The sequence below is a fragment of the Kurthia populi genome, assembly GCF_042686175.1.
Taxonomy (GTDB): domain Bacteria; phylum Bacillota; class Bacilli; order Bacillales_A; family Planococcaceae; genus Kurthia; species Kurthia populi.
Genome location: NZ_JBHUOR010000114.1, coordinates 1 through 22,601, shown reverse-complemented (window position 1 = coordinate 22,601; position 22,601 = coordinate 1). Strand labels below are relative to the sequence as shown.

24 protein-coding genes are annotated in these 22,601 nt (G+C 37.2%); 17 read left to right on the top strand and 7 right to left on the bottom strand.

The genetic code is table 11. The features are described 5' to 3' along the window. Positions 1 to 189 precede the first annotated feature (189 nt). The 11 genes from ACFSY7_RS12975 to ACFSY7_RS12925 all read left to right on the top strand — a co-directional run bounded on the left by ACFSY7_RS12975 (position 190) and on the right by ACFSY7_RS12925 (position 11,018). Positions 190 to 1,479, top strand: a complete 1,290-nt coding sequence (locus ACFSY7_RS12975) for an SPFH domain-containing protein (RefSeq protein ID WP_380148138.1) — start codon at positions 190 to 192, stop codon at positions 1,477 to 1,479. A gap of 12 nt (positions 1,480 to 1,491) precedes the next feature. After that, positions 1,492 to 2,592: a hypothetical protein gene (locus tag ACFSY7_RS12970; RefSeq protein ID WP_380148137.1), complete on the top strand. Its 1,101-nt coding sequence runs from the start codon at positions 1,492 to 1,494 to the stop codon at positions 2,590 to 2,592. Between the two features lie 52 nt (positions 2,593 to 2,644). Further along, the gene (locus tag ACFSY7_RS12965; RefSeq protein ID WP_380148136.1) at positions 2,645 to 2,821 is read left to right on the top strand and encodes a hypothetical protein; all 177 of its coding nucleotides are present in this window, start codon (positions 2,645 to 2,647) and stop codon (positions 2,819 to 2,821) included. A gap of 160 nt (positions 2,822 to 2,981) precedes the next feature. Then, positions 2,982 to 4,499 (top strand): class I adenylate-forming enzyme family protein, encoded by a 1,518-nt coding sequence (locus ACFSY7_RS12960; protein ID WP_380148135.1) that lies wholly within the window; start codon positions 2,982 to 2,984, stop codon positions 4,497 to 4,499. Positions 4,500 to 4,620: 121 nt separating this feature from the next. Further along, positions 4,621 to 5,625: a CAP domain-containing protein gene (locus ACFSY7_RS12955; protein ID WP_380148134.1), complete on the top strand. Its 1,005-nt coding sequence runs from the start codon at positions 4,621 to 4,623 to the stop codon at positions 5,623 to 5,625. A gap of 198 nt (positions 5,626 to 5,823) precedes the next feature. Then, positions 5,824 to 6,501, top strand: coding sequence for a hypothetical protein (locus ACFSY7_RS12950; protein WP_380148133.1), 678 nt, complete (start codon positions 5,824 to 5,826; stop codon positions 6,499 to 6,501). Positions 6,502 to 6,813: 312 nt separating this feature from the next. Further along, on the top strand, positions 6,814 to 8,136 hold the full coding sequence (locus tag ACFSY7_RS12945) for an ammonium transporter (RefSeq protein WP_126989521.1): 1,323 nt from the start codon (positions 6,814 to 6,816) through the stop codon (positions 8,134 to 8,136). 72 nt (positions 8,137 to 8,208) lie between these two features. Continuing rightward, on the top strand, positions 8,209 to 9,138 hold the full coding sequence (locus ACFSY7_RS12940; RefSeq protein ID WP_380148132.1) for a DUF294 nucleotidyltransferase-like domain-containing protein: 930 nt from the start codon (positions 8,209 to 8,211) through the stop codon (positions 9,136 to 9,138). Between the two features lie 13 nt (positions 9,139 to 9,151). Continuing rightward, complete coding sequence (locus ACFSY7_RS12935; protein WP_380148131.1) at positions 9,152 to 9,877, top strand: exonuclease domain-containing protein; 726 nt, start codon at positions 9,152 to 9,154, stop codon at positions 9,875 to 9,877. A gap of 184 nt (positions 9,878 to 10,061) precedes the next feature. Further along, positions 10,062 to 10,307, top strand: a complete 246-nt coding sequence (locus tag ACFSY7_RS12930; RefSeq protein WP_126989523.1) for a hypothetical protein — start codon at positions 10,062 to 10,064, stop codon at positions 10,305 to 10,307. Positions 10,308 to 10,595: 288 nt separating this feature from the next. Further along, positions 10,596 to 11,018: a hypothetical protein gene (locus tag ACFSY7_RS12925; RefSeq protein WP_380148130.1), complete on the top strand. Its 423-nt coding sequence runs from the start codon at positions 10,596 to 10,598 to the stop codon at positions 11,016 to 11,018. Positions 11,019 to 11,097: 79 nt separating this feature from the next. Here ACFSY7_RS12925 and ACFSY7_RS12920 read toward each other — a convergent pair whose 3' ends face one another. Further along, positions 11,098 to 11,331 carry a hypothetical protein gene (locus tag ACFSY7_RS12920; RefSeq protein WP_126989525.1) on the bottom strand — a complete coding sequence of 78 codons (234 nt, stop codon included), beginning with the start codon at positions 11,329 to 11,331 and terminating at the stop codon, positions 11,098 to 11,100. A gap of 206 nt (positions 11,332 to 11,537) precedes the next feature. Between ACFSY7_RS12920 and ACFSY7_RS12915 the strand changes: the two genes are divergently transcribed. Further along, positions 11,538 to 11,972 carry a hypothetical protein gene (locus ACFSY7_RS12915; RefSeq protein WP_380148129.1) on the top strand — a complete coding sequence of 145 codons (435 nt, stop codon included), beginning with the start codon at positions 11,538 to 11,540 and terminating at the stop codon, positions 11,970 to 11,972. Positions 11,973 to 12,061: 89 nt separating this feature from the next. Here the strand turns inward: ACFSY7_RS12915 and ACFSY7_RS12910 are convergent, their stop codons facing one another. Continuing rightward, complete coding sequence (locus tag ACFSY7_RS12910; RefSeq protein WP_380148128.1) at positions 12,062 to 12,832, bottom strand: sulfite exporter TauE/SafE family protein; 771 nt, start codon at positions 12,830 to 12,832, stop codon at positions 12,062 to 12,064. A 90-nt stretch (positions 12,833 to 12,922) separates the two neighbouring features. On the opposite strand from ACFSY7_RS12910, the gene ACFSY7_RS12905 reads away from it, so the two are divergent. Beyond that, the gene (locus ACFSY7_RS12905) at positions 12,923 to 13,708 is read left to right on the top strand and encodes a TrmB family transcriptional regulator (RefSeq protein WP_380148127.1); all 786 of its coding nucleotides are present in this window, start codon (positions 12,923 to 12,925) and stop codon (positions 13,706 to 13,708) included. Between the two features lie 42 nt (positions 13,709 to 13,750). On the opposite strand, the gene ACFSY7_RS12900 is transcribed toward ACFSY7_RS12905, so the two are convergent. Then, on the bottom strand, positions 13,751 to 13,906 hold the full coding sequence (locus ACFSY7_RS12900; RefSeq protein ID WP_380148126.1) for a hypothetical protein: 156 nt from the start codon (positions 13,904 to 13,906) through the stop codon (positions 13,751 to 13,753). Positions 13,907 to 14,073: 167 nt separating this feature from the next. Between ACFSY7_RS12900 and ACFSY7_RS12895 the strand changes: the two genes are divergently transcribed. Further along, entirely contained in the window at positions 14,074 to 14,340 is a 267-nt protein-coding gene (locus ACFSY7_RS12895) for a hypothetical protein (RefSeq protein ID WP_126989529.1), read from the top strand. Positions 14,341 to 14,394: 54 nt separating this feature from the next. Here the strand turns inward: ACFSY7_RS12895 and ACFSY7_RS12890 are convergent, their stop codons facing one another. After that, positions 14,395 to 14,964, bottom strand: coding sequence for an undecaprenyl-diphosphatase (locus ACFSY7_RS12890; protein WP_380148125.1), 570 nt, complete (start codon positions 14,962 to 14,964; stop codon positions 14,395 to 14,397). 83 nt (positions 14,965 to 15,047) lie between these two features. After that, a complete protein-coding gene (locus ACFSY7_RS12885; RefSeq protein WP_380148124.1) occupies positions 15,048 to 16,319 on the bottom strand; it encodes an MFS transporter in 1,272 nt (423 codons plus the stop codon). A gap of 242 nt (positions 16,320 to 16,561) precedes the next feature. Between ACFSY7_RS12885 and ACFSY7_RS12880 the strand changes: the two genes are divergently transcribed. After that, on the top strand, positions 16,562 to 17,878 hold the full coding sequence (locus ACFSY7_RS12880; protein ID WP_380148123.1) for a LysM peptidoglycan-binding domain-containing protein: 1,317 nt from the start codon (positions 16,562 to 16,564) through the stop codon (positions 17,876 to 17,878). A 33-nt stretch (positions 17,879 to 17,911) separates the two neighbouring features. Here the strand turns inward: ACFSY7_RS12880 and ACFSY7_RS12875 are convergent, their stop codons facing one another. After that, on the bottom strand, positions 17,912 to 18,130 hold the full coding sequence (locus tag ACFSY7_RS12875) for a hypothetical protein (protein ID WP_126989533.1): 219 nt from the start codon (positions 18,128 to 18,130) through the stop codon (positions 17,912 to 17,914). 163 nt (positions 18,131 to 18,293) lie between these two features. Here ACFSY7_RS12875 and ACFSY7_RS12870 point away from each other — a divergent pair, with 163 nt between their 5' ends. Then, entirely contained in the window at positions 18,294 to 19,760 is a 1,467-nt protein-coding gene (locus ACFSY7_RS12870) for a hypothetical protein (RefSeq protein ID WP_380148122.1), read from the top strand. Positions 19,761 to 19,831: 71 nt separating this feature from the next. On the opposite strand, the gene gntK is transcribed toward ACFSY7_RS12870, so the two are convergent. Next, the gene (gene gntK / locus ACFSY7_RS12865) at positions 19,832 to 21,382 is read right to left on the bottom strand and encodes a gluconokinase (RefSeq protein WP_380148121.1); all 1,551 of its coding nucleotides are present in this window, start codon (positions 21,380 to 21,382) and stop codon (positions 19,832 to 19,834) included. 203 nt (positions 21,383 to 21,585) lie between these two features. Between gntK and ACFSY7_RS12860 the strand changes: the two genes are divergently transcribed. After that, entirely contained in the window at positions 21,586 to 22,488 is a 903-nt protein-coding gene (locus ACFSY7_RS12860; RefSeq protein WP_380148120.1) for an aminopeptidase, read from the top strand. Positions 22,489 to 22,601 lie beyond the last annotated feature (113 nt).

Below are 22,601 nucleotides of genomic sequence, written 5' to 3'. Positions count from 1 at the left end.
GGTAATTCCCAATTTGCGCATAAAAATAGAGAAGGTGATGTCAAATTCGACATCACCTTCTCTATTAAAGACTGGAATTTCTACTTATGTCCCAGCCTCTTTTTTTGTGAAAAAAACGTATAGCTGTGCATGGCAACAACGATTAGATAATGCTAAAATTTGGTTAACGATGATTTAGGAGGGGTTACGATGGGATTAATTAAAGCAGGACTAGATGCAGCAAAAGGTGTTTTAGAAGATCAATATCGCGATTATTTTTACTGTGAGGCGATGTCATCAGATGTATTAGTACAAAAAGGAATGCGACGTCAAACAAAACGCGGTTCAAATAAAGGCAATGAAAATATCATTTCAAATGGTTCAATCATTGCTGTCAATGATGGGCAATGTATGCTCATTATTGAGCAAGGAAAAGTAGTTGAAGTTTGTCAGGAACCTGGTGAATTTGTGTACGACACTTCAACGGAGCCAAGTATTTTTTATGATGGCAACTTCATGGACAACTTAAAAGAAACATTTAAAGAAATCGGCAAACGTTTTACATTTGGTGGAGAACCAGCGAAGGACCAACGAATTTATTTCTTTAATACAAAAGAAATTATGGGCAATAAATATGGTACACCTGCACCGATTCCATTCCGTGTAGTTGACCGCAATATTGGACTTGATATTGATATTTCGATTCGTAGTCACGGGGAATATTCGTATCGTATTACGAATCCACTCTTATTTTATACAAATGTGACAGGGAATGTGGCAGAGCAATTTACGCGTGATGCCATTGATGGACAATTAAAATCTGAAATGATGACGGCATTACAGCCTGCTTTTGCACAAATTTCTGCGCAAGGCGTACGTTATAGCGAAGTACCTGCTCATACGATTGAATTAGCGAATGCCTTAAATAAAGTTTTGTCTGAAAAATGGGAGCAAACGCGTGGTATTAAAGTTGGTACAATTGGTGTCAGCACGATGAAAGCTTCAGATGAAGATGAAGCAATGATTAAGCAATTACAACGAAATGCAACATTACGTGACCCAACGATGGGTGCCGCGCAAATTACTGGTGCACAGGCAGATGCGATGATGAAAGCCGCGCAAAATGAAAATGGTGCTATTGGTGGCTTTATGGGAATGGGTATGGCGCAAAATGCTGGTGGTATGAATGCAGGAGATTTATATAAAATGGGTGCACAAACTCAGCAACAGCAACAAACTCAACAAAATAAGGCGAATCAATGGACCTGCGAATGTGGTACTGAAAATACGGGGAAATTTTGTTCAAATTGTGGTAAATCGAAGCCTGAAAAAGACACATGGACATGTAGCTGTGGTACTGAAAATACAGGGAAATTCTGCTCGGATTGTGGCAAACCAAAACCACAAGCAAAAGCATGTAGAAACTGTGGTTATGAAGTGCCTGCTGGTCAAACATCACCGAAGTTTTGTCCAGAATGTGGCCAAGCCTTTAATCAATAGGAGGGCTTTGATATGACACAACAACATGAAGATGGTGTGAAAGAAGTAAAGGTTGATTTTAATACGGAATGTCCGATGTGTAGTGCTTCCATTGCATTTGATCCAAGCTCAGGGAAGTTAACATGTCCGTACTGTGACTATGAGGCGGAAATTGCAACGCCAGAAAAAGAAGCACAGCGTACAGCACAAGAAATGGATTTTAAGGCGACAGATCGCCGAGAGAGCTATGATTGGGGCGTTGACAAAAAAACACTCGTTTGTGAAGAGTGCGGTGCAGAATCCATTTATGATGCACTTCAGGTGGCAGACACTTGCCCGTATTGTGGCTCTCACCAAGTAATGGAAGCCTCTACTATTGATACACTAGCGCCAAATGGTGTCTGTACATTTAATGTTACAGAAAAAGAAGCGGGTTCTAATTTTCAAAAATGGATTAAAGGACGTCTTTTCACACCGAGTGCCGCAAAAAAATCAGCGAAGCCAGAAGCTTTTAGTGGCGTGTATATTCCGTATTGGACATTTGATTCCAATACGATGTCACATTATACGGCAGCATACGGCATTACACGCATTGTAGAGGACCGTGAAGGTAATACGCGTACAGAAATCGATTGGTACCGTACATCAGGCGTATATCAACGTTTTGTTGATGATGAGCTTGTACTTGCGTCAAAACGTTATGATGGCGAATTACTGCGAAAAGTAGAACCGTATAACACGACTGATAATAAAGCGTACAAGCCAGATTATTTATCTGGTTTTTTAGCGGAGCGCTATAGTATTGGCTTAGATGAAGGTTGGGGAATTGCGCAACGACAAATTCACACAACACTTGAGTCAGAAATTACACAACGTATTTTGCGCCAATATGGTGCATCTCAAGTAGCTAATTTACAATTTTCAACGACGCATGACCAAATCACGTACAAGTATTTAATGCTACCCATGTGGCTGTCATCATTCCGTTATAAAGAAAAAGTATATCAATTCATGGTTAATGGTCAGACAGGTAAGGTAGGTGGCCACGCACCAATTTCACCAATTCGTGTGACGATTGCGGTAATTCTTGCACTAATTGCGATTTATATCATTTATGTCTTTACTCAATCTTAGAAAGAGTATGCTACAATAAAAGAAAAATGTCTGTATGAAGGAGCCACTCGGTTTGCTATGGTTTAAACGAATCTTCTTTTCATTATGGGTTGTTGCAGGGCTATTTTTCACGATTATATCGTATGATAGTTTATCGCCTGAAGCCAATATGGTAATGCATTTAACGGCAGCAGCAGTACTGGCGATTGGTGCAGCACAAGTATATTTTACATTTGAAAAGAAAAAATAACATGAAAAAAGAGGCTACGCATGTTGCGTAGCCTTTTTTTTCATGTGCAAAATCTTTTCTCAAAGGAAGTTTTTATTTTAAATTTTTGGATAATTGTGTAAAATAAGAGCAAGAACATTGTGAAATGGAGAGAATATACGCTTTAATTAGGGGGATGGACATGAATACAACAACAGCTTTAGAAATGAACGCTTTACGTATACCAGACGAGGTGTGTTTAGAATTTGGAGAAAAGAATTATACGTGGAAAGAGTTAGATGAGTTAGCTAATCGCTATGCAAAGGGGTTTGCAGACCGTGGTATTCGCCGGGGGGATCATATCGCTGTCCTAATGAAAAATTCTGATGACTTTGTTGTCATTAGCTATGCGATTTGGAAGGTAGGCGCTGTATTAGTACCCATTCATTATTTATCAGCAACACCTGAAGTAACTTACATATTACAGCATGCTAATATCGTAGCATTTATTTTTGATGATGTCTTTATGCACATAGCTGAGCAAGCATTATCACAACTAGAACAGGCCTTAAACTTAGTCGTTCACCGAGGAGACCAACAACATCCACAATTTTCACCATTAGCTTCTTTATGTGCTACTTCAATCAAACCAGTCGGTACGCATATAGAAGACTCACATTTTGCAGAAATTCTATATACACAGGGAACGACAGGGAAACCAAAAGGTGCATTATTTACACATAGTCAAGTGATGGATACTGCATTTATTTATGAACGATTAAGTCAAATGACGCGTCAAGATAGCTATTTAGTTAGTGTCCCATTATGTCATGGACTATCATTAAATGCGATTATGCTAATGGCTGCTTTAGTAGGTGGAAAATTAGTTATTCAAGAACATTTTGATGCATCAGAAATTTTAACATGGATGCAGACGAGAAAAATAACACATTTCTTTGGTGTCCCGTCGATGTATCATGCGTTAGTAGAGCAAGCGCCAGTAGATTTTTCAGCACCTGATTTACGAGTAGTAAGCTACGGGGCTGCACCAATGCCTGTGCCGCTAATTGACCGTGCCATGGCGTTGTTTTCAGGCGCACAATTTTTTAATATTTATGGTACGACGGAAAGTGGCCCTACAGGCTTAATGCTATTGCCTTCTGAACATCATCAGCATAAAGGGAAAACAGGTAAAGCCATGCCTCTAACGGCTGTTCGTTTAGTTAATGAGTATATGGAAGATGTACCACAAGGCACGCAAGGAGAAATCATTATTAAAAGTCCGACAGTTATGACGGAGTATTATAAGGACCCTGCAGCGACATTTACAATGAAGAAAAATGGCTGGTTATTCACAGGAGATTTAGCAACGGAGGATAAGGATGGGTATATGACCATTGTTGGGCGAAAGGATAATACGATTTTATCTGGTGGAGAAACGGTATATGCAGTAGATATTGAACATGTTTTGCTCACACACCCAGCCGTACAAGAAGCGGTGATTATGGGCATTCCTGATCAAGTATGGGGAGAAATTGTTGCGGTAACAATTGTGCCTAATCCCGGGGAAACGATTACGGAACAAGAATTAGTAGCGTATTGTAAAACACATTTAGCAAGCTATAAAATACCGAAGAAGTTTTTATTTATGGATGAATTGCCACGTAGTACATCCGGGAAAATATTAAAAGATCATTTGAAAGAAACATTAAAAAAATAAATAAATTATGCGAAAAGCACCGTCATGCTCGTCAGTGGCGGTGTTTTTATATGGGAGCCTGTGCGAACTATTGGAGTCTAGTAGGCGTCGTTATGTATAATACAAATGAAAGAGGTGTTGTATGAGAGCATTATTTAAATTAGTAATGATTGCACTCGTGTTAGCCCTTTGTTTTCAATATGTAAAAAAAGAGCAACCACAATTATTACACGATGCAAAAGAGAGTTTTCAAATGCTGTCAGAAGGTAGCCAGCGAGTTGTAGAAATGGCGCAAGACGGTGTTGATTCCATAAGTGATACGGCGAATGAACCTAAAAATAAAATAAAGGTTGATACATTAAATGAAGTAACACGTCTAAAAAGTGAATATGGTGTCGATTGGATTGTATCACATAATCACTATAAAGATTTCACATTGAAATTAGCCGATGATTCAGGTGGATATATAGCCGGAAAAGGACGCAGTATTTTAAATGTGACGATTGGAAAAACCACAAAAGATGCTGTAAAGAAACAATACGGTGAGCCGCTAGATGGCATTCGTCATGGGCTAACAATGTATCAGTTTTCTAAGGATGATCAACAAGAACAGCTCGTTTATGAAAAAGATGGCTATTATTTATGGTTCTTTATTGATAAACATAATAATAATCGCGTGCGAGCCGTTCAATATGTGACGGTTAAAACCGAACAACGTATGAAAAATTACTATGCGACAGCGAATAAGGAGTTGCGTTTGAGCTACGAACAATTAATGGTTCTATTAATGAATCAAAGTCGTGTAGAAGCTGGATTAAAGCCACTTTTGTATGACAAAGGTTTAAAAGGTGCAACACGTGCACACAGTCAGGATATGATTGATGAAGGCTATTTCTCTCATACAGGAAGTGATGGGAGCCAACCGAAAGATCGAATGGTTGCTGCCGGTCATACAATGGAAAAGCTTTATGCAGAAAATCTAGCATATGGTCAAATTAGTTCGATTTTTGCACATGAGGGATTGATGAATAGTTTAGGGCACCGTGAAAATATCTTACGTGAGGAAGCAACGAATGTTGGTGTAGGCGTTGCGTTTGATAATAAAAATGTACCATATTATACGATTAATTTTTATACACCAATGTAAAAAAATAGGTTTTAGGCTAAAAAAGAGCGGAAAGGATTTATGAAACCGTTCTTTTTTATTTAGACAATAAATTGATAGTTAGAACTATAAAAAATACAATATTTTATGATACAATGGGATCATTATATAGTATAAATAAACTATAATTTGATTGCTTTTAAGGAGTAAAAAAGTATCAGAATATTGAGGGGAATATGAATGGATATTATTCAGGCACAACGTGAAACGCGCGAGCTTATTGTAAATACACAATATATAGTAAAAATGGTGGATGGCGAAGCATATGAGGGCTTTAATAGCGCATGGGCAAAAATGAGAACAATTAGTGCACGCAAAGAACAAATATGCTCGAGTTGTTTCGTGACGATTCATTATATGGAGCCAATGAATGTTTATTTAGCATTATCCCATGATGATGGTCATTTTCATCGTCAAAATATGTGTATGAATTGTATGATGAAGGAACGTCGCCAAACAGCCTCATACATTGCGACAAAATTCGAAAAAGAAATAAAGAGTGTTAGCGTTCTTAATACCACACATTTAAGAAATATGACGTTGGAAAAAGGTGAGGAAGTTGCACAAAAAATGTGTGAAGATGCGATCTATTTACATGGACATATCCCGGCGAATGTTATTGTAAGAGACGGAATGTATCTGTATGAAAATATTCGAGCTGTCACCGCAAAATCCAAGCATTATTGTTATCGCTGTAGTGCGATAATTCTTGTTGATGAAACGACATTTGTTATTCCTGCAAAAGTAAAAAGTGTCAATCGTCAAGAAATGAACTTTATTTGCCAAACGTGTGCAACAAAATCATTACGCGCTTCTAGTAAACGAATTGAACAGTATGAACGTGAAAAACAACTATAAAAACACGCAAAAAAGTAGGATGCGTCTGAAAAGACGCATCCTACTTTTTTGCGTGTTATTCATCTCGATTTGGCATGTATTTAATAATTAAAAAACAAATAAATGCTTTATTTATCGAAAAATGATATGAAGAATGTAGTATTTATAGATGATAACGCTTACTTTTGAGAATAAAAAGCATAAAAAAATAGAATAATTAACTGAAAATATTGAAAAGTATCTCATTTTGAGCAAAAATAAAGATATCAACAAAATGTTAGAAAACCTCACATAAAAAAGTCGTTTTCCTAACATAATCAGGAGGAGAAGCATATGGATGAAGCAATGTACTTGATGAACAGTCTTTGGACGATGGTAGCAGCAATTTTAGTTATTTTTATGATTGGTGGTTTTATTTTATTAGAAGCAGGCTCATTACGAATGAAAAATGCAGGACATGTTGCCGGCAAAACAATTTTTACATTTGGCTTAGCATCATTAGTTTTCTGGGCAATCGGATATGGCTTTATTTTTGGAGATAACGCAAACTTTTTTGTAGGGATGTCGAATTTCTTTTATGGGGGAACATTAACCGAGGGTGACAGTTTAGCAGCGACTGTATTTTTTGTTTTCCAACTAGCATTCGCTGGTATTGCTGTAACAATTGCACTTGGTGGATTTGCAGAACGTGCGAAGTTTTCAGTGTATGTAATCTTTACAATTTTATTCGGTATGCTTGTTTATCCAGTCGTTGCACATTGGATTTGGGGTGGCGGATGGTTAGCGGAGCACGGCAAACAAGATTTTGCTGGCTCAACAGTTGTTCACTTAACAGGTGCGATGGCTGCCTTAGCAGCAACAATGGTTTTAAAACCCCGTATTGGTAAATTTAATAAAGATGGTTCGGCAAATAAATTTGCTGGTCATAACCAAGTATACTCAGCGTTAGCTGTACTAATTTTATTTGTTGGATGGTTAGGGTTTAATGCCGGTTCAACAGTGTCAGTAGAAGGCGTATTCTTTGGCTATGTGGCAGTTAATACAGTGTTAGCCGCATGTGCTGGCGCGGTAGCGGCAACATTTATTTCATGGGTTGTGCTAGGAAAATCAGATATTCCAACGATTTTAAACGGTATGCTAGCAGGGCTTGTAGCGATTACGGCATCATGTGCCTTCGTAGATGTATGGGCGTCTGTTGTAATTGGACTAATTGCAGGTGTTATTACATTCTTCGCTGCACGATTCCTAGAAGCAAAACAAATTGATGATCCAATTTTTGCAGTATCTGTACATGGTATTCCAGGAATCTGGGGTACATTATCAACAGGCTTCTTTGCAACAGGAGCACTTGCAGAATCCACAGGTGTTGGTCAAGCTGGATTATTTTATGGTGGTGGTGTTGAGCAATTATGGGTACAATTTATGGGTGTAGCAGTTTGTGGTATTTATGCCTTTGTTGCATCATATGCTATCTTATGGGTAATGAAAAAAGTGATGGGCACGATTCGTGTTAGTGAAGAGGAAGAAATTATGGGCTTAGATATTTCAGAACATGGTGGGTACGGCTACCCCGAGCATTTAGGGGCAACAGCTTCTACAATGAAGGACGACGAACCAGAAGTGACAAATGCAACGCAACAACCGAAGCATATTTAGCTAGTAAATAATCGATAGACGCCATCCTAACGCGCTCGTTAGGGTGGTTTTTGTCATAAAGGAAGTGAGCGCGTGACAAAATCTCTAAATGAGGCACAGTATCAACATTATTTTGCCAATTGCCAATCTGTTTCAACATTAAATGAACGTCACGATAGGTTAATGCAGCAATTGATTAATGATACGTTACAGCAATTGGGCGAACCACCTTGTCCATTTACAGTATTTATCACAGGAAGCGGCGGACGAAAAGAACAAGGTTTCTTGAGTGATCAGGATCATGGCTTAATTTATAGTGATGATGCGCATAAAGCATATTTTCATACATTCGGGCAAGTGTTTTCCGATAATTTGGCTACTGCTGGTTATGTGTACTGTGAAGGAGGCATTATGACGTCAAATCCGCAATGGAATGCTTCGGTAGAAGAATGGCAGCAACAGTTAAAGCAGTGGTTACAAGCGGCAGAATGGTCTCATATACGCTACACACAAATATTTTACGATGCACGCATATTATATGGTAGTGAAAAGTTATTAAAGAAGTTGAAAACACAGATTGATCATTATATTTCACATTATCCGTATGTACTTCAGCGTTTCACACATAATATTATGCATTTAAAGCCTGCCTTAGGACCGTTAGGACAATTATTACCGGAACGCTACGGGGAGCATCAAGGAGAAATCGATTTAAAATATAGTGCTTTTTTACCATATATTAACTGCGTTCGTTTAGTAGCTTTAGAACATCATGTACATGCAACCTCTACACAAGAACGTATTACCGCATTAGCAACTAAAGAAGCAACATTGTTACAAGATGTAGCGCTTTATTTTGATGAGTTACTGAGAATGCGTTTTCAGTATCAAAAGCCTGAAAAGTATAAAGATACCCATTACATCTCATTGCAAGAGATGTCACTAGAAGATAAGCGAATGTTAAAAAAGATATTAAAGCGTGCAAAACGCCTACATGATGAGGTAATTGCGCGTTACGCCTAAAGGATGATGAGTGATGCATGCATTTGAAGCTTTTACACAATTAGTTCGTACATTAACAGGAAAATCGACTATTTCAACGATAACGGATGTTCAAAATGCCGAACAATTAGCTTTTTTACGAAGTTTAAAGCAACAACAATCGAGAAATAAAGAAGCATTACTAATGCCATTAGATCAGTTAGAATTGGTCGTTTTTGATATTGAAACAACCGGTTTTAGACCTCAAAAGGGAGATGAAATTATTTCCATTGGCGCTGTGAAAATGAATGGCTTGCAAGTAGTAGAAGAAACATTTTATACACTTGTGAAGCCAACACAGCGCATTCCTCAAAATATTATTGAATTAACAGGGATAGATCAAGAAATGACAGCAAAAGCCCCAACTTTGCGTGAGGCATTACTCGCTTTTCTTGTTTTTGCAAAAGGTTGTACATTAGTGGCGCATCATGCGAATCATGAACGGAATTTTATGAAACACTATAGTCAACAGCTATTGCAAACGCCTTTTAACCAACGCATTGTCGATACCGCTTTTTTAATTCAAATTTGCGAATATAATCATACACTTATAACGCTAGATGATGTTTGTCTGCACCAACAAATTCCGATTATTGGGCGCCATCACGCTTTAAGTGATGCTAAAATGACAGCGCAAGTTTGGCTAAAATACGTGCAGCAAGCTATGAATCTAGGGTGTGATAATTTACAAGATGTGTATGAGCGCTTTGCACGATTATAATAGTTACCAAAACACGAACGAAGCCTCTGTTTTTTGAACAAAACATGTCGACAATGTTAAGTTTTCGTTAAATACGGTTATTTTTGAGTGTTTTATGTTTACTTTTAGCTATTTTGTGTTATATTTATTCTATCATCTTTTGATTAGATGATTTTTTGAAAATTCATATTAGGAGTGGATGTATATGTTAAATGTTACAGTTTCAAAGCAAGATGCTCATTATGTAGTAGCGTATATTACAGAAAATTTTGAACGAAAGGTTGTCCATACAGCAGAATCATTCATTGACAGCATTTACAACTTAGGACGCAAATGGCATTTAAATGAGGTTCACTTTGAATTACCAAAGGAATTAGTTAGCTCGGTTACATCATTTTTACGTGTAGAGTATCCAGGTGAGCTATATGAGCACCGCATCACAGTAGCGTAATACCTCTTTATGTCATGTAAATCCTTGTCATTTATATAAAGTCATCATCCTTTAGAGAGGGACGGATATCCAAATGTTTAGCCAAGCATGTCAATGTGTAGCTATCGAGCTTATTGAGTAGCGTATCGTCTACATCAATTAGTGCGGTAGCTATTTTGCATTTTAAAAGAATTTAATTTAGTAGAGCAATCATAGTGAATCAACGAAAAATGTTGCTATTTTTTTCATTCTTCTAGAGGTTTTGAATATGGTATAATTTAAATAAATAATCGATATGTGGAGGAAGTTATGAACAATAGTAAAGTTGTCCTTTTTTATGGACTGTCATTAATTGGTACATTATTGCTTATAGTATGCGCAGCAAAATCGACGCTTTCTCAAACTGGTTCGTTGGAAAATCAGTGGATGGGTCCAGGAATGTGGCTTGCCATTATTTTTGCTGCTGTATTATACATAGTAACAATAGCGCTATATGTTTTTTTAGAAGAAGCAAAAGTAGTACATATTATTTTACAAATTATTGGTTTATTATTAGCTGTTTTATTTGCGGTGATCTTAGGAATGGAAGCACTTGCTTTAAAAGACACGATATTAGCGTATGCAACATTTATTGCTGGCGGTATCGTTGTTGTAGCTAATATCATTATTTTGGTGTTATTATTAAAACGTTCTAAACGTAATTATTATGGTAGTTATACAATGTATCGTTAATGAAAAAGAGGAATCCCGCCAACGCGCGATTCCTCTTTTTGTTGAGACAGATAATCAAATTGTTTCTTTTAAAGACTTTTTATGCGCCAAAGACATTATCTGGACTCGTTATTTCACGTGAAATAGTAATCGCACCAAATCGGCGTAAGTGAACGATATTTTCAGGTGTTGTATTGATAATTTTATCGATGTAATAGGCTTGTTTCTCTTCGTCAATACCCATGCTATTAAATTCATCTTTTAGTGCATAGATGTAAACATTACGTTCATCATTTGTAAGGACACTAGGATTTTTTGATGTTTCCATATTCATATCGCAAAACTCCTTTTTCTTTAATAGTATAATTTAGTATAGCATAAGACATAAATTATAGTGTTTAAGCTTATTATTACAATTTGCCGAACATTTTTGAGTTATATTGCTTTTCGTCCATAATATTTGTTAGAATAGGCAAGACGATATAATGCAAGATGTAAAAACTGTCGTATAAATATATGAAAATGCAGGAGATGACAATAATGAAGAAAAAATCTTTATTTGCAGCCGCAGCACTTTCAGCGGTATTATTAGCTGGTTGTGGCGAAAAAGCTGTAACATCTGAACAAGTGAACGCTTCTAAATTAGAAGATTTCGCAACTGAATATTACAATGAAGCAAAAGACGGTAAAGACGCTGGTCTAATCGTTATTCAAAATGCGACGAACCAATATTTATATGTAAAAGATTTAACAGACAAAGATGGTAACGCAGTGAAAATCACAGACATGAAATTCACAAAAGAAAACAAAACACGTAACTCAAACTACCGTGTAGACGTTACAACTGAAAAAGTTTCAGATGCTTCAGAAGGCGAAGTAATTTACAAATTTGAAAATGCTAAAAACATTGAAACACTTGATTTCTATGTAGATGGCAAACGTGATAGCGTAGATAAAGTTTACGCAAACCACTAAGCATCATTAAAAAAAGAGCCCATGTGCAATTGCACACGGGCTCTTTTTTATCTTTTCTAGTCAGAAGACGCCTACAACAGTGGGATAGTTCAACTAAAGAAGTAATCATACGTATTTTTAGCAAGTAGTGCAATTGTGACGACAATGAATAATCCTCGTACATAGCCACTGCCTTTTTTGATGGCAAAGCGTGTACCAACGATTGCGCCAAAAACTTGTGCAATGCCCATTGGTAGACCGTAGGCATAATTGATTTGCCCAAGTGATGCAAACACGAGTAGAGCTGCGATATTACTACCAAAATTTAAAAAACGGGCACTTGTAGCAGCACGTAAAAAATCAAAGCCAATCATAAGAAATGCAAAGATAAAAAATGAACCAGTCCCAGGTCCTAAAAAGCCATCATATGCACCAATTAAAAAGACGATGAGCATAAAGCCAACAAGTCGTTTTGTCGTTAATTTTTTATATGTTGACAGAGAGCCCCAATCTTTTTTGAACAAAGTATAAATTAAAACGGCAAACAGCATAATAAGCATGAGCGGTTTCATAACAGCGGGATCTATTAAATGAACTGCCCCTGCCCCAATCATCGACCCGATAAAAACGAGTGGAAATAATTTTTTCACCGCAGTTAAATCTAATTTACCTGAACGATAAAATGTGATGACGGATGTTAAAGAACCCATCGTTCCCGCTAATTTATTTGTTGCGATAGCGGCTGCAGGATTTAAGCCAGCAAATAATAATGCCGGTAAACCAATTAATCCACCACCACCGACAACAGAATCAATGAAAGCAGCTAAAAATCCGAAGAGTACAAGAATAAGAAGTAATTGTAGATCTAAATCAAAAATCAATGTATGCCATCCCTTTCTTCTGTTACTACCGTAATAGTAACTTAATGTGTTATACTTGTAAATAAGAAAAAAAGTAACGGAGGGTATAACATGGATGAACTAATTCTCCAGTTAAAACAATTAGGCTTAACGGAATATGAGGCAAAGGTATATATTGCGCTCGTACAAGAAAGTCCAGCGAGCGCTGCCCAAATTAGTAAATTATCAACCGTGCCAAGAGCGCGTGTTTATGGCACATTAGATGCTTTGGTTGATAAGGGGATTGTTTTAAAAGAAAATGCTGAGAAAACGACGATATACCGTGCGTTGCCTGTTGCTTTGTTTATTGAAAAGGCGCAACAAGATTTTATAAAAACAATCGATCAAATGGATGAGCAATTGACTGCATTAGAAGCTGAATCAATTGAGCAGCAAACGCAAATTTTGTCTCTACAAGAAAAAGAATCCATTATGCAATATTGTCGCCATCTATTAGAAAAGGCTGAGCATACAGTGATGATTTCTATGTGGGAGGATATGTATACATTATTACGTGAAGATATTGAACGTGCTGCTGCGCGTGTGACAGTTAAGGGCATTACAATCCGTGCGCAGGATGTCGTGCCAACAGTTGATACGCATCGTACAACACATCACTTAGCGACGACGCATAATCCACATTGGTTTATTATTGCGATTGATCACAAGGAAGCGTTATATGGCTCTCCTGTGACAGAGCGCTTGTCAGCATTTTTAACGGATGATGAAATGCATCTTTATATTTTAGAGGATTATATTTGGCATGATGTATTAGTAAATCGTCTTGTAAAACGGAATGGCGATGACTCATTAGAAGAGTGGGTGAAAAAAGAAAGAGCTAATTTTTTCAATAAATAACAACTCTCTAGTCTATATAAGAAAAATAAAAAAACAAGCCTATTAAGCTTGTTTTTGAAACGCTACTAACATTTGATTCAATTTTTCTTTTTCTTTTAAATATTGTTCTTCCGTTACCGCTGGATTATTAAGCAATTGTCCAAGGCGTAAAATCTCTTGTTGAATCATTTCTTTTGTAATTGGCTTTTTTTCTGTCATCATCAAAGCTCCTTTAACTATCGTATATTCATTGTACTATGCAAAAAATAGCTTGTCACGCTTCTAAAAGTTTTGCAAATTAGTGACAATCGTGAGGGACAATATCGTTTGTGCGCGCATTGTGCTATGCTACATATGTGAAAGATATAAAAGGAGTTTTGTTGTATATGGATGGTAAATTGAACTGGATTGGCTTTTTATTTTTATACATTGGTTTGTTTTTAATGACACAACCATTTAGTGCGGATTTGCGTATTGAGGCATTAGCAAATTGGACAACGGTCTTTATCGGCTTTTTAGTGTATTTCGTTGGAGTTATTTTCGGGATTTTTGGATTCCTTCGTGAGCAAACACCACTACGCTGGATTAATTTAGCCGGTTTATTTATTGGAATTGTTTTAGTGAGTATTTTTATGTTTCTTCCAAATTCATAAAATAGATAAAAGGGCAGGAATCTTCTAAATGATTCTTGCCCTTTTATCTATTTTCTATTGAGGATGCTCAGTGAGTGGTAGTTTATACCATAATCGGATAATCAATGACGTTATAGGTTCCATCATCATACGAAGCTGTGTAATAATCGCAGCGGCAATAAAACCAATAGCGATACCTGCTAATACGTCACCAGGGTAGTGATTACCGACATAAATACGAGAGAAGCCTGTTAATAAGCCAAATACTACCGGTAGCCAGCCCCATTTAATATGACGTAGTAATACAGCAAATGTTATCCCCATTGCGCCTGCTGTATGGTCACTTGGGAATGAAGCATCCGCGTCATGCGCAACGAGCACATTAATCGTATCGTATGTTACGAATGGACGCGGCTCAAAATAAAATTGCGCGATACATATATTAATGATAATTGCTAATACACCTGCAAAACCAGCATAAATAGCTGTTTTTTTCGTATATGTATTGCCAAATAAAAATAATGCTAAAAGCAACATTGCTAGAATATATAATGCCGCATTTGTCGTGAAAATCATCATGTGATCGAGGAATGTAGAACCGTCTCCTGCTAGACCATTAATATTCTTTAATAGTTCATAATTCAATTAAAACCCTTCTTTCCATATGACATTATAAACGATTTTGTCAGTAGAAAGTTGCGAAGAGACAAAGATTTTTTAGGAAATACTTACGTACCGATCGAATCTTCACGAGGATTATGTTTTCTAAGTAAAATAACGAATAAACTTCCTAGACCACAGAAGATACCGGCCAGGACAAAGGCGCTTGTGTAGGAATCAAAGGCATTATAAAGTAACCCGCCACCAAATGTCGCAACAGCTGCGCCTACTTGATGAAATGCGACCATCCATCCGTACATCATAGCAGATTTTTCTATACCAAATTCGCGTCTCGTTAATCCAATAGTTGGCGGGACAGTAGCAATCCAATCTAAACCATAAAATATCGCAAAAATAACTAATAACGTCACAGAACCATGTTGTAATGCGAAGGGGAGGAAGATTAATGACAGTCCACGGAATGCGTAGTAAATAAATAGTAACCATCGATTATCAAAGCGGTCGCTTAACCATCCTGAAAGTGTTGTGCCAATTAAATCAAAAATTCCCATGAAGCTCAGTAAAGAGGCGGCAAATACCATAGGGATACCAAAACTCATACAATAGCCAATAAAATGGGTGCCAACAAGGCCGGTTGTGGACAAGCCACAAATAAAGAAACTACCGGCTAACAGCCAGAATGTTTTACTTTTAATACCTTCTAAAAGTGAGTCCCAGACCATTTTAAACGGATTCCCGGAAGGTTTTGCGTCTGTTGGCTGTGCAGCTTGAGAGCGTGCTGTTAATCCTAGAGCGGTTGTTTGCACATCGTGCGGCCATTCTTTAATGAAATATAAAATTAGCAGTAGCATGATGACACTAAGCGCTAAAATCAATCCAATCGCATATCGCCATGAATAATATTCTACTAAAGCGGCTAAGACAGGTAAAAGAACGAGTTGACCGGTTGCGGTAGCCGCTGTTAAAATTCCGACGGCTAACCCGCGGCGTTTAACAAACCAACGATTGGCGACTTGTGTACTGAGCACGGTAAGGAACAGCCCAGATCCAATACCAATCATGACACCCCAGATTAAAATGAGCTGCCAAGAAGAGTTCATAATAAAAGTTAATGATAGTCCAATTGCTAATAAGGCCATCGAATAGAGCATGACACGTTTTAAACCAAAGCGTTCGACAAATGCAGCCATAAAAGGCCCAGAAAAGCCGTAAAGAAAAAGACCTACTGCAAACGCAAATGAAATCATAGGTCGGCTCCAATTAAATTCTTTTTCGAATGGCTCAATAAAAACGCCAGAAGAGGAGCGAATAATACCGGCTACAATGATTGCAAAAAACGCAACGATTAAAATAATCCAACTATAATGTAATTTTTTCATGTACTTGCGCCTCTTTCATTATGTAATAGTACAATGTTATTTGATTGTTCAGAAAAATACAATATTTAGATAGAGATAAAAAAAGCAGTATACTTGAAAAACCAATATGAAATATTGCGATAATGGGATGAAATGGTGAAAAAAATATAAAAAATTTACATACGTCATATTTCCTAAAAAATACAGAACGTGGTATTATTTATGGAGTATAAAGATAACGTTCACTTCAGGAGGAGAAGAAAATGAAATATAACATTAAAGTAGCGGCAGCTGTATTGACCGCATTTACAGCACTGTCAACGCCTTTAATGACATCAACTGCCAGTGCAGAAGAAATGACCGTGCAAAATACACAGTTCAATCAATCAACAACAGGCAATGCTTTTATCGATACGATTTCAGAAGATGTTATAACGATTGCTAATGCCTATGATTTATATGCTTCGGTTATGCTGGCCCAGGCATCACTTGAGAGTAATTATGGTAAAAGTGGCCTTGCAGCTGCGCCAAATTACAATTTGTTCGGAATTAAAGGTCAATACAATGGTCAAAGCTCTTCATTCGCTACAAATGAGCAAACAGAAGATGGCACGGTTTTCCGTACGACAGCATCATTTAGAAAATATAACTCATATGAGGAATCATTAAAAGACTATGCAGTGCTACTAACAGGTGGAACATCAGGAAATAGTACATACTATCAAGGTGTATTAAAGAACAATACGATGTCTTATAAGCAAGCACTTCAAGCATTAGAAGGCCGTTATGCAACGGATACGAGCTATGCGAGTAAATTACAGGAAATTATTGATGATTATGATTTAACACGCTTTGATACAATGGCTGGCACAACTGAAATTGTTGCTAACGAAGATGGTACGACAACAACTGATGTTGAAGCAAAAAAAGTAATTTCAGTTGTTTCTGGGGATACATTGAGCGCGATTGCCAAAACGTATCATGTGACGGTTGAACAATTAATGGCATGGAACGGCTTAAAATCAACATTGCTAGCAATTGGTGATGAATTAGTTGTTGAAATCAATGATGGTACAACAGAGGTACAACCGACGACTGAAAAAATTGTGGTGAAACAACCAAAACCACAACTAATTAAAAAGACTTATACAGTCACGAAAAAATATAAAGTAAAAAAAGGTGATTCATTAACAGCCATTGCGAAGAAAAATGACATTACAACGGCGCAGTTAAAAGAATGGAATGATTTATCATCTGCTTCACTTAAAAAAGGTCAAAAATTAGCAATCGCTGTGAAAGAAGCTCCAAAGAAAGTAACAAAATCAGTAGCAAAAGAAAAAACGACAACGACTAAGGTAGTAAAAACTGAAAAATCATCAAAATCACAAGAAAAAGTACAACAAGTATCGATTGAAAAGAAAACAAAAGCAAAAATTCGTGCACGTTACTATACAGTGCAATCGGGTGATTCTCTAGCTTCTATTGCTCGTGCATTCCTAACAACAGAGACGAAACTAAAAGAAGCCAATCAATTATCATCTAACTTAGTTTATGAAGGCCAAAAAATTAAAATTCAATAACAAAAAACCCTCTCCGTTATATGGGGAGGGTTTTTAAGTACCTTCTATTAACACTTTCATTAATTGACTTTGAAGCGTATTAATTTCATTCATTGCGTACTTTTCAAGCGCTATATATTGGGTATCTTTTTTTATGATTTTTCGTTTTAATTCATTATTTTGTTGGCGAAGTGCCGATACTTCTTCTTGTAGAGAACGTAATAATCGCTGATATTCCCAAGAAGATTGCGAAACAATTAATTTTTTTGTCATGTATATCACCTCTATAACTGTTCTTAATAGAATAATACCCACTGAAAAAAGAAAAAAACATATTTTCACATAGTGCAATTTAAATGAAAGTTTATGAATAATTGGCAGAAAATTATATTTATTCTATAATTATTACTAGTAGAAGTTATAGGGAGTGACAGCAATGATGAATTCCGAAGAGTATGACAATCTAAAACGTAATTTGCGTAAATATGATGCAGCTGGATTTGATAAACGTGGATTACATAAAAATGGAACACCTTATGATGATGAGGGCTATGACGTAAGTGGTTATAATTATGGCGGCTTTAATCGCCAGGGTTTTAATCGTAGTCGCATTCATGAAAATGGCACTGCATATGATAAAGCAGGATATGATGCACTAGGGTTTGATATGAAAGGCTATAATGCCAAAGGATATGACACGAATGGTTATAATAAAGCAGGTTATGATGAACAAGGATATAATCAGACCGGGTTTAGTTTGTCTGGTATGCATAAAAATGGCACACTTTATAATGATGATGGTTATGACTGCGAGGGCTATGACCAGCAAGGCTATGATAAGCAACAACTTGATCGAGAAGGATTTAACCAAGATGGCTATAATATTTTAGGTTATAACCGTGAAGGCTATAATGAATTAGGCTTTAATAAAAAAGGAAAGCATGAAAATGGTACAAAGTATGATGATACAGGTTTTACAGTGAAAGGCTACAATCGTGAAGGTTATAATCGCCAAGGTTTTAATAAACAGGGTTTTAATATAAATGGTATGCATAAAAATGGCACACTTTATAATGATAATGGCTATGATATGAGTGGCTATAATGCAGCAGGTTTTAATAAAAAAGGCTATGATCGAGATGGTTATAATGAAGCGGGCTATGATAAGCAAGGAATCAATAAACATGGATTGACACGCGAGGGCTATGATCGAAATGGCTTTAATAAGCAGGGGATACATAAAAACGGCACATCTTTTGATGATGGCGGCTTTGCGTATGATGGCTACAATCAATTAGGGTACAATCGCCAAGGTTATGACAGGGGTGGCTATGATGTGAACGGCTATAATGAAGCGGGATATAATCGCGCAGGCTATACAAAAAAAGGCTACGATATACAGGGTTTTGACCGATATGGCTTTGATAAACAAGGTTATGATAAAGAAGGCTATGATAAAGAAGGCTATACGATTTTTGGTTTTAATCGTGAGGGATTTGACCGCCAAGGCTATGATGAACATGGTGAATTCCGTCCATTTATGGATGTTTTTATGCAAAAGCAGCAACTACAAATTCAACAAAATGATTTTTATACGGTCGAATGGAAGCATGTTTTATGGCAATTAGCAGAAATTGAACGTCAATATGCGAATTATCAATACGATCACCTCGTGGCATTGTTACAGCAGACGGTGGATGATTTTGTTGTAGAGTTATTGAAAAAACATCATCTAACGCAAGGATTTGCTTGTAAGGATTTACAGTATGATGCGCTTTATAACAACGATTTGTTAGCACCAACTCATTATGAATTATTAAAAGCGATGGGGTCACTTGAGGTTTATAATGAGATGACCTATAGTGCGATTCGTAAAATGATTGTATTAACGCTCGCAAAATAGAAACCTTTCTTAAAAGATGAGCATAAGAAAAGAAGGCATCGCGCCAATGCGCGATGCCTTCTTTTTATTAATTAATTTTCATGAACCCATTTTTTTTGGAATCGTGCAATATCACGATATTCATCTTTGAATAGACGAGAAATACGAATATAAATAGGAATCAACTCTTTATATACTTCGAAATTATCTTTGATTGGTTTATGTGCATGTGTTGAGCCAACCCATTCAGAAATAATAGAGAAATCCTCAATTTCGCCTAAGGCATACATTCCTAAAACGATAGCGCCAAGGCATGAACTTTCAAAGCTTTCAGGTACAGTTACCTCTTGGTTAAAAATATCTGCCATCATTTGACGCCATAAATCAGAGCGTGCAAAGCCACCGGTCGCTTGGATCTTTTCAGGTGTACCAATGACTTCTTCTAAAGCAATGAAGACAGTATATAAGTTGAAAATAACACCTTCAAGTACAGCGCGAATCATATGCTCTTTTTTATGATGTAAGCCTAAGCCGAAGAATGAACCGCGAGCATTAGCATCCCATAATGGAGCACGCTCACCAGCTAGGTAAGGGTGGAATAATAGACCATCGGCACCTGGTTTTACACGTGCTGCAATTTTTGTTAGCACATCATAAGGATCGATACCTAAACGTTTTGCCGTTTCAACTTCACTTGATGCAAGTTCATCACGAACCCAGCGGAATGTCATCCCACCATTGTTTACAGGTCCACCAACGACCCAGTGTTTATCTGTTAGCACGTAGCAGAAAATACGGCCCTTTGGATCGGTAATCGGCTTATCAACAACTGTACGGATTGCACCAGATGTACCGATTGTAATGGCGACAACACCAGGGTCAATGGCATTCACACCAAGATTTGATAACACACCATCATTAGCGCCAATAACAAATGGTGTAATAGCACTAATGCCTAGCTCAGATGCAATACCAGGACGCAATGAGCGTAAAACATGTGTTGTCGGTACGAGTGTTGATAATTGCTCTTCTGTAATCCCTGCAACGTTTAGTGCTTCAGTGTCCCAGTTACGTGTTTCTAAGTTAAACATACCTGTTGCAGAAGCAATTGAATGATCGACTACATATTCACCGAAGAATTTTTCGAAAATATATTCTTTAATACCGATAAATTTATGAGCAACCTCGAATGTATCAGGGTGTTCGTTGCGTAACCATGTAATTTTAGCTAATGGTGACATCGGGTGAATCGGCGTTCCTGTGCGGCGATAAATTTCATGACCATTTAAATCTGTTGAAATTTTTTCTGCCCATGCAGTTGCACGGCTATCTGCCCATGTAATAGATTTCGTTAAAGGTTTGCCGTTGACATCAATCGCAATGATGGAGTGCATAGCTGCGCTAAATGATACAAGATGTAAGGCATCTTTGTCGATATGTCCTTTTTGAATAGCTCCCGCAATTGCTTTTTTACAAGCAATGTAAATTTCATCGGGATCTTGCTCGGCCACTTGTGGAGTCGGGCTATATAACGGATATGTTTCGTGGTGCATACTTACAACCTCACCATTATTTGAAAACAATACCGCTTTTGTACTTGTTGTGCCAATGTCGACGCCTAAGTAATAAGCTGATTTTGACATAATCGATCATCCCTTCATTTTATAAAATTTTATTTCAATATTAATTATTTATTTATGAAAAAATATTTCTTATGATATAATTTTACTCAATTTTAATGATAATTGAAAGTGTTTTCTTTCGCACGTCTGAACTATTCCGGTATTTTATAAATTGCAGTATACTAAAACCATTCTATGAGAAATGAAGGGATTCTATGCAACAAATGAAAACAACCATCGAAGGATTACTAGTAAATAATTTTTCATTCGATGAGCGTGCACGTTTTTACGTACTGACAGATAATACAACAAAGCAGCTTGGACTAGCGTTCGCTGATGGCTTACGAGAGAATGGCTACGCTGTCACAGCGGAGGTGATGGAAGATCGTACGAAAAATGGCGAAGAACCTCCTGAGGATATTGCAAAAAAATGGTATGACTTTACGGCTGTTTTTTGTTTAACACGCTATTCGTTAACCCATACAGTAGCACGTAAGGAAGCAAATAAGCGCGGCGTGTCCGTTATTACGATGCCTGGTATTACGGAAGATATCTTTTATCATGGGGCAATGACAGCTGATTATTCGAAAGTAGAGCAAGAAACTTTAGTCCGCACTGCCCAGCTTAGTGAAGCAACAGCCGTTACTATTCGTACTGGGGGACAATATGAACTGCATATTCCGGTGAAAGGTCGCGCAGGGTATCCTTCTACAGGCGTGTTTAAAAAGCCAGCCGCTTCTGGGAATCTACCATCAGGTGAAGCGTATATTGCACCGGTGGAAGGGAAGGCTTCCGGACAAGTATTGATCACAGGTTCGATTGCAAGTATTGGTCTTGTTAAAGCGCCTGTATTACTAACGATTGAACAAGGTCAGTTAGTGTCAGCAAGCGGAAAACAGGGGGCACAATTATTAGCTCTATTAGGTGATGGTTTAGGGCGTAATTTAGCAGAATTAGGCATTGGCACAAACTATAAAGCACGTATTATCGGTACAATTCTAGAAGATGAAAAAGCGTATGATACGATTCATGTAGCGTTTGGTTCGAACCACACATTTGGTGGTACGGTTAATGCGGGCGTTCATATTGATTGTGTCACAAAGAATCCAGAAATTATTTTTCATTAAACGTTATTAAAAAGAGGCTGGGACAAAACCCTAGCTAAAGAAAGGACTTCGGCAAATGAAGATGCCGAAGTCCTTTTTATCTGTAATTTTTTTGTTTTTGTATAGAATAAAAA

Bases quoted from the DNA above. Each gene is read 5' to 3' on its own strand.
- ACFSY7_RS12900 (WP_380148126.1), bottom strand. From the start codon at position 13,906: ATGACAGAAAAAAAGCCAATTACAAAAGAAATGATTCAACAAGAGATT.
- ACFSY7_RS12930 (WP_126989523.1), top strand. From the start codon at position 10,062: ATGTTAAATGTTACAGTTTCAAAGCAAGATGCTCATTATGTAGTAGCG.
- ACFSY7_RS12960 (WP_380148135.1), top strand. From the start codon at position 2,982: ATGAATACAACAACAGCTTTAGAAATGAACGCTTTACGTATACCAGAC.
- ACFSY7_RS12945 (WP_126989521.1), top strand. From the start codon at position 6,814: ATGGATGAAGCAATGTACTTGATGAACAGTCTTTGGACGATGGTAGCA.
- ACFSY7_RS12860 (WP_380148120.1), top strand. From the start codon at position 21,586: ATGAAAACAACCATCGAAGGATTACTAGTAAATAATTTTTCATTCGAT.
- ACFSY7_RS12950 (WP_380148133.1), top strand. From the start codon at position 5,824: ATGGATATTATTCAGGCACAACGTGAAACGCGCGAGCTTATTGTAAAT.
- ACFSY7_RS12870 (WP_380148122.1), top strand. From the start codon at position 18,294: ATGATGAATTCCGAAGAGTATGACAATCTAAAACGTAATTTGCGTAAA.
- ACFSY7_RS12915 (WP_380148129.1), top strand. From the start codon at position 11,538: ATGAAGAAAAAATCTTTATTTGCAGCCGCAGCACTTTCAGCGGTATTA.
- ACFSY7_RS12975 (WP_380148138.1), top strand. From the start codon at position 190: ATGGGATTAATTAAAGCAGGACTAGATGCAGCAAAAGGTGTTTTAGAA.
- ACFSY7_RS12875 (WP_126989533.1), bottom strand. From the start codon at position 18,130: ATGACAAAAAAATTAATTGTTTCGCAATCTTCTTGGGAATATCAGCGA.
- ACFSY7_RS12970 (WP_380148137.1), top strand. From the start codon at position 1,492: ATGACACAACAACATGAAGATGGTGTGAAAGAAGTAAAGGTTGATTTT.
- ACFSY7_RS12955 (WP_380148134.1), top strand. From the start codon at position 4,621: ATGAGAGCATTATTTAAATTAGTAATGATTGCACTCGTGTTAGCCCTT.
- ACFSY7_RS12895 (WP_126989529.1), top strand. From the start codon at position 14,074: ATGGATGGTAAATTGAACTGGATTGGCTTTTTATTTTTATACATTGGT.
- ACFSY7_RS12920 (WP_126989525.1), bottom strand. From the start codon at position 11,331: ATGAATATGGAAACATCAAAAAATCCTAGTGTCCTTACAAATGATGAA.
- ACFSY7_RS12905 (WP_380148127.1), top strand. From the start codon at position 12,923: ATGGATGAACTAATTCTCCAGTTAAAACAATTAGGCTTAACGGAATAT.
- gntK (WP_380148121.1), bottom strand. From the start codon at position 21,382: ATGTCAAAATCAGCTTATTACTTAGGCGTCGACATTGGCACAACAAGT.
- ACFSY7_RS12925 (WP_380148130.1), top strand. From the start codon at position 10,596: ATGAACAATAGTAAAGTTGTCCTTTTTTATGGACTGTCATTAATTGGT.
- ACFSY7_RS12935 (WP_380148131.1), top strand. From the start codon at position 9,152: ATGCATGCATTTGAAGCTTTTACACAATTAGTTCGTACATTAACAGGA.
- ACFSY7_RS12885 (WP_380148124.1), bottom strand. From the start codon at position 16,319: ATGAAAAAATTACATTATAGTTGGATTATTTTAATCGTTGCGTTTTTT.
- ACFSY7_RS12880 (WP_380148123.1), top strand. From the start codon at position 16,562: ATGAAATATAACATTAAAGTAGCGGCAGCTGTATTGACCGCATTTACA.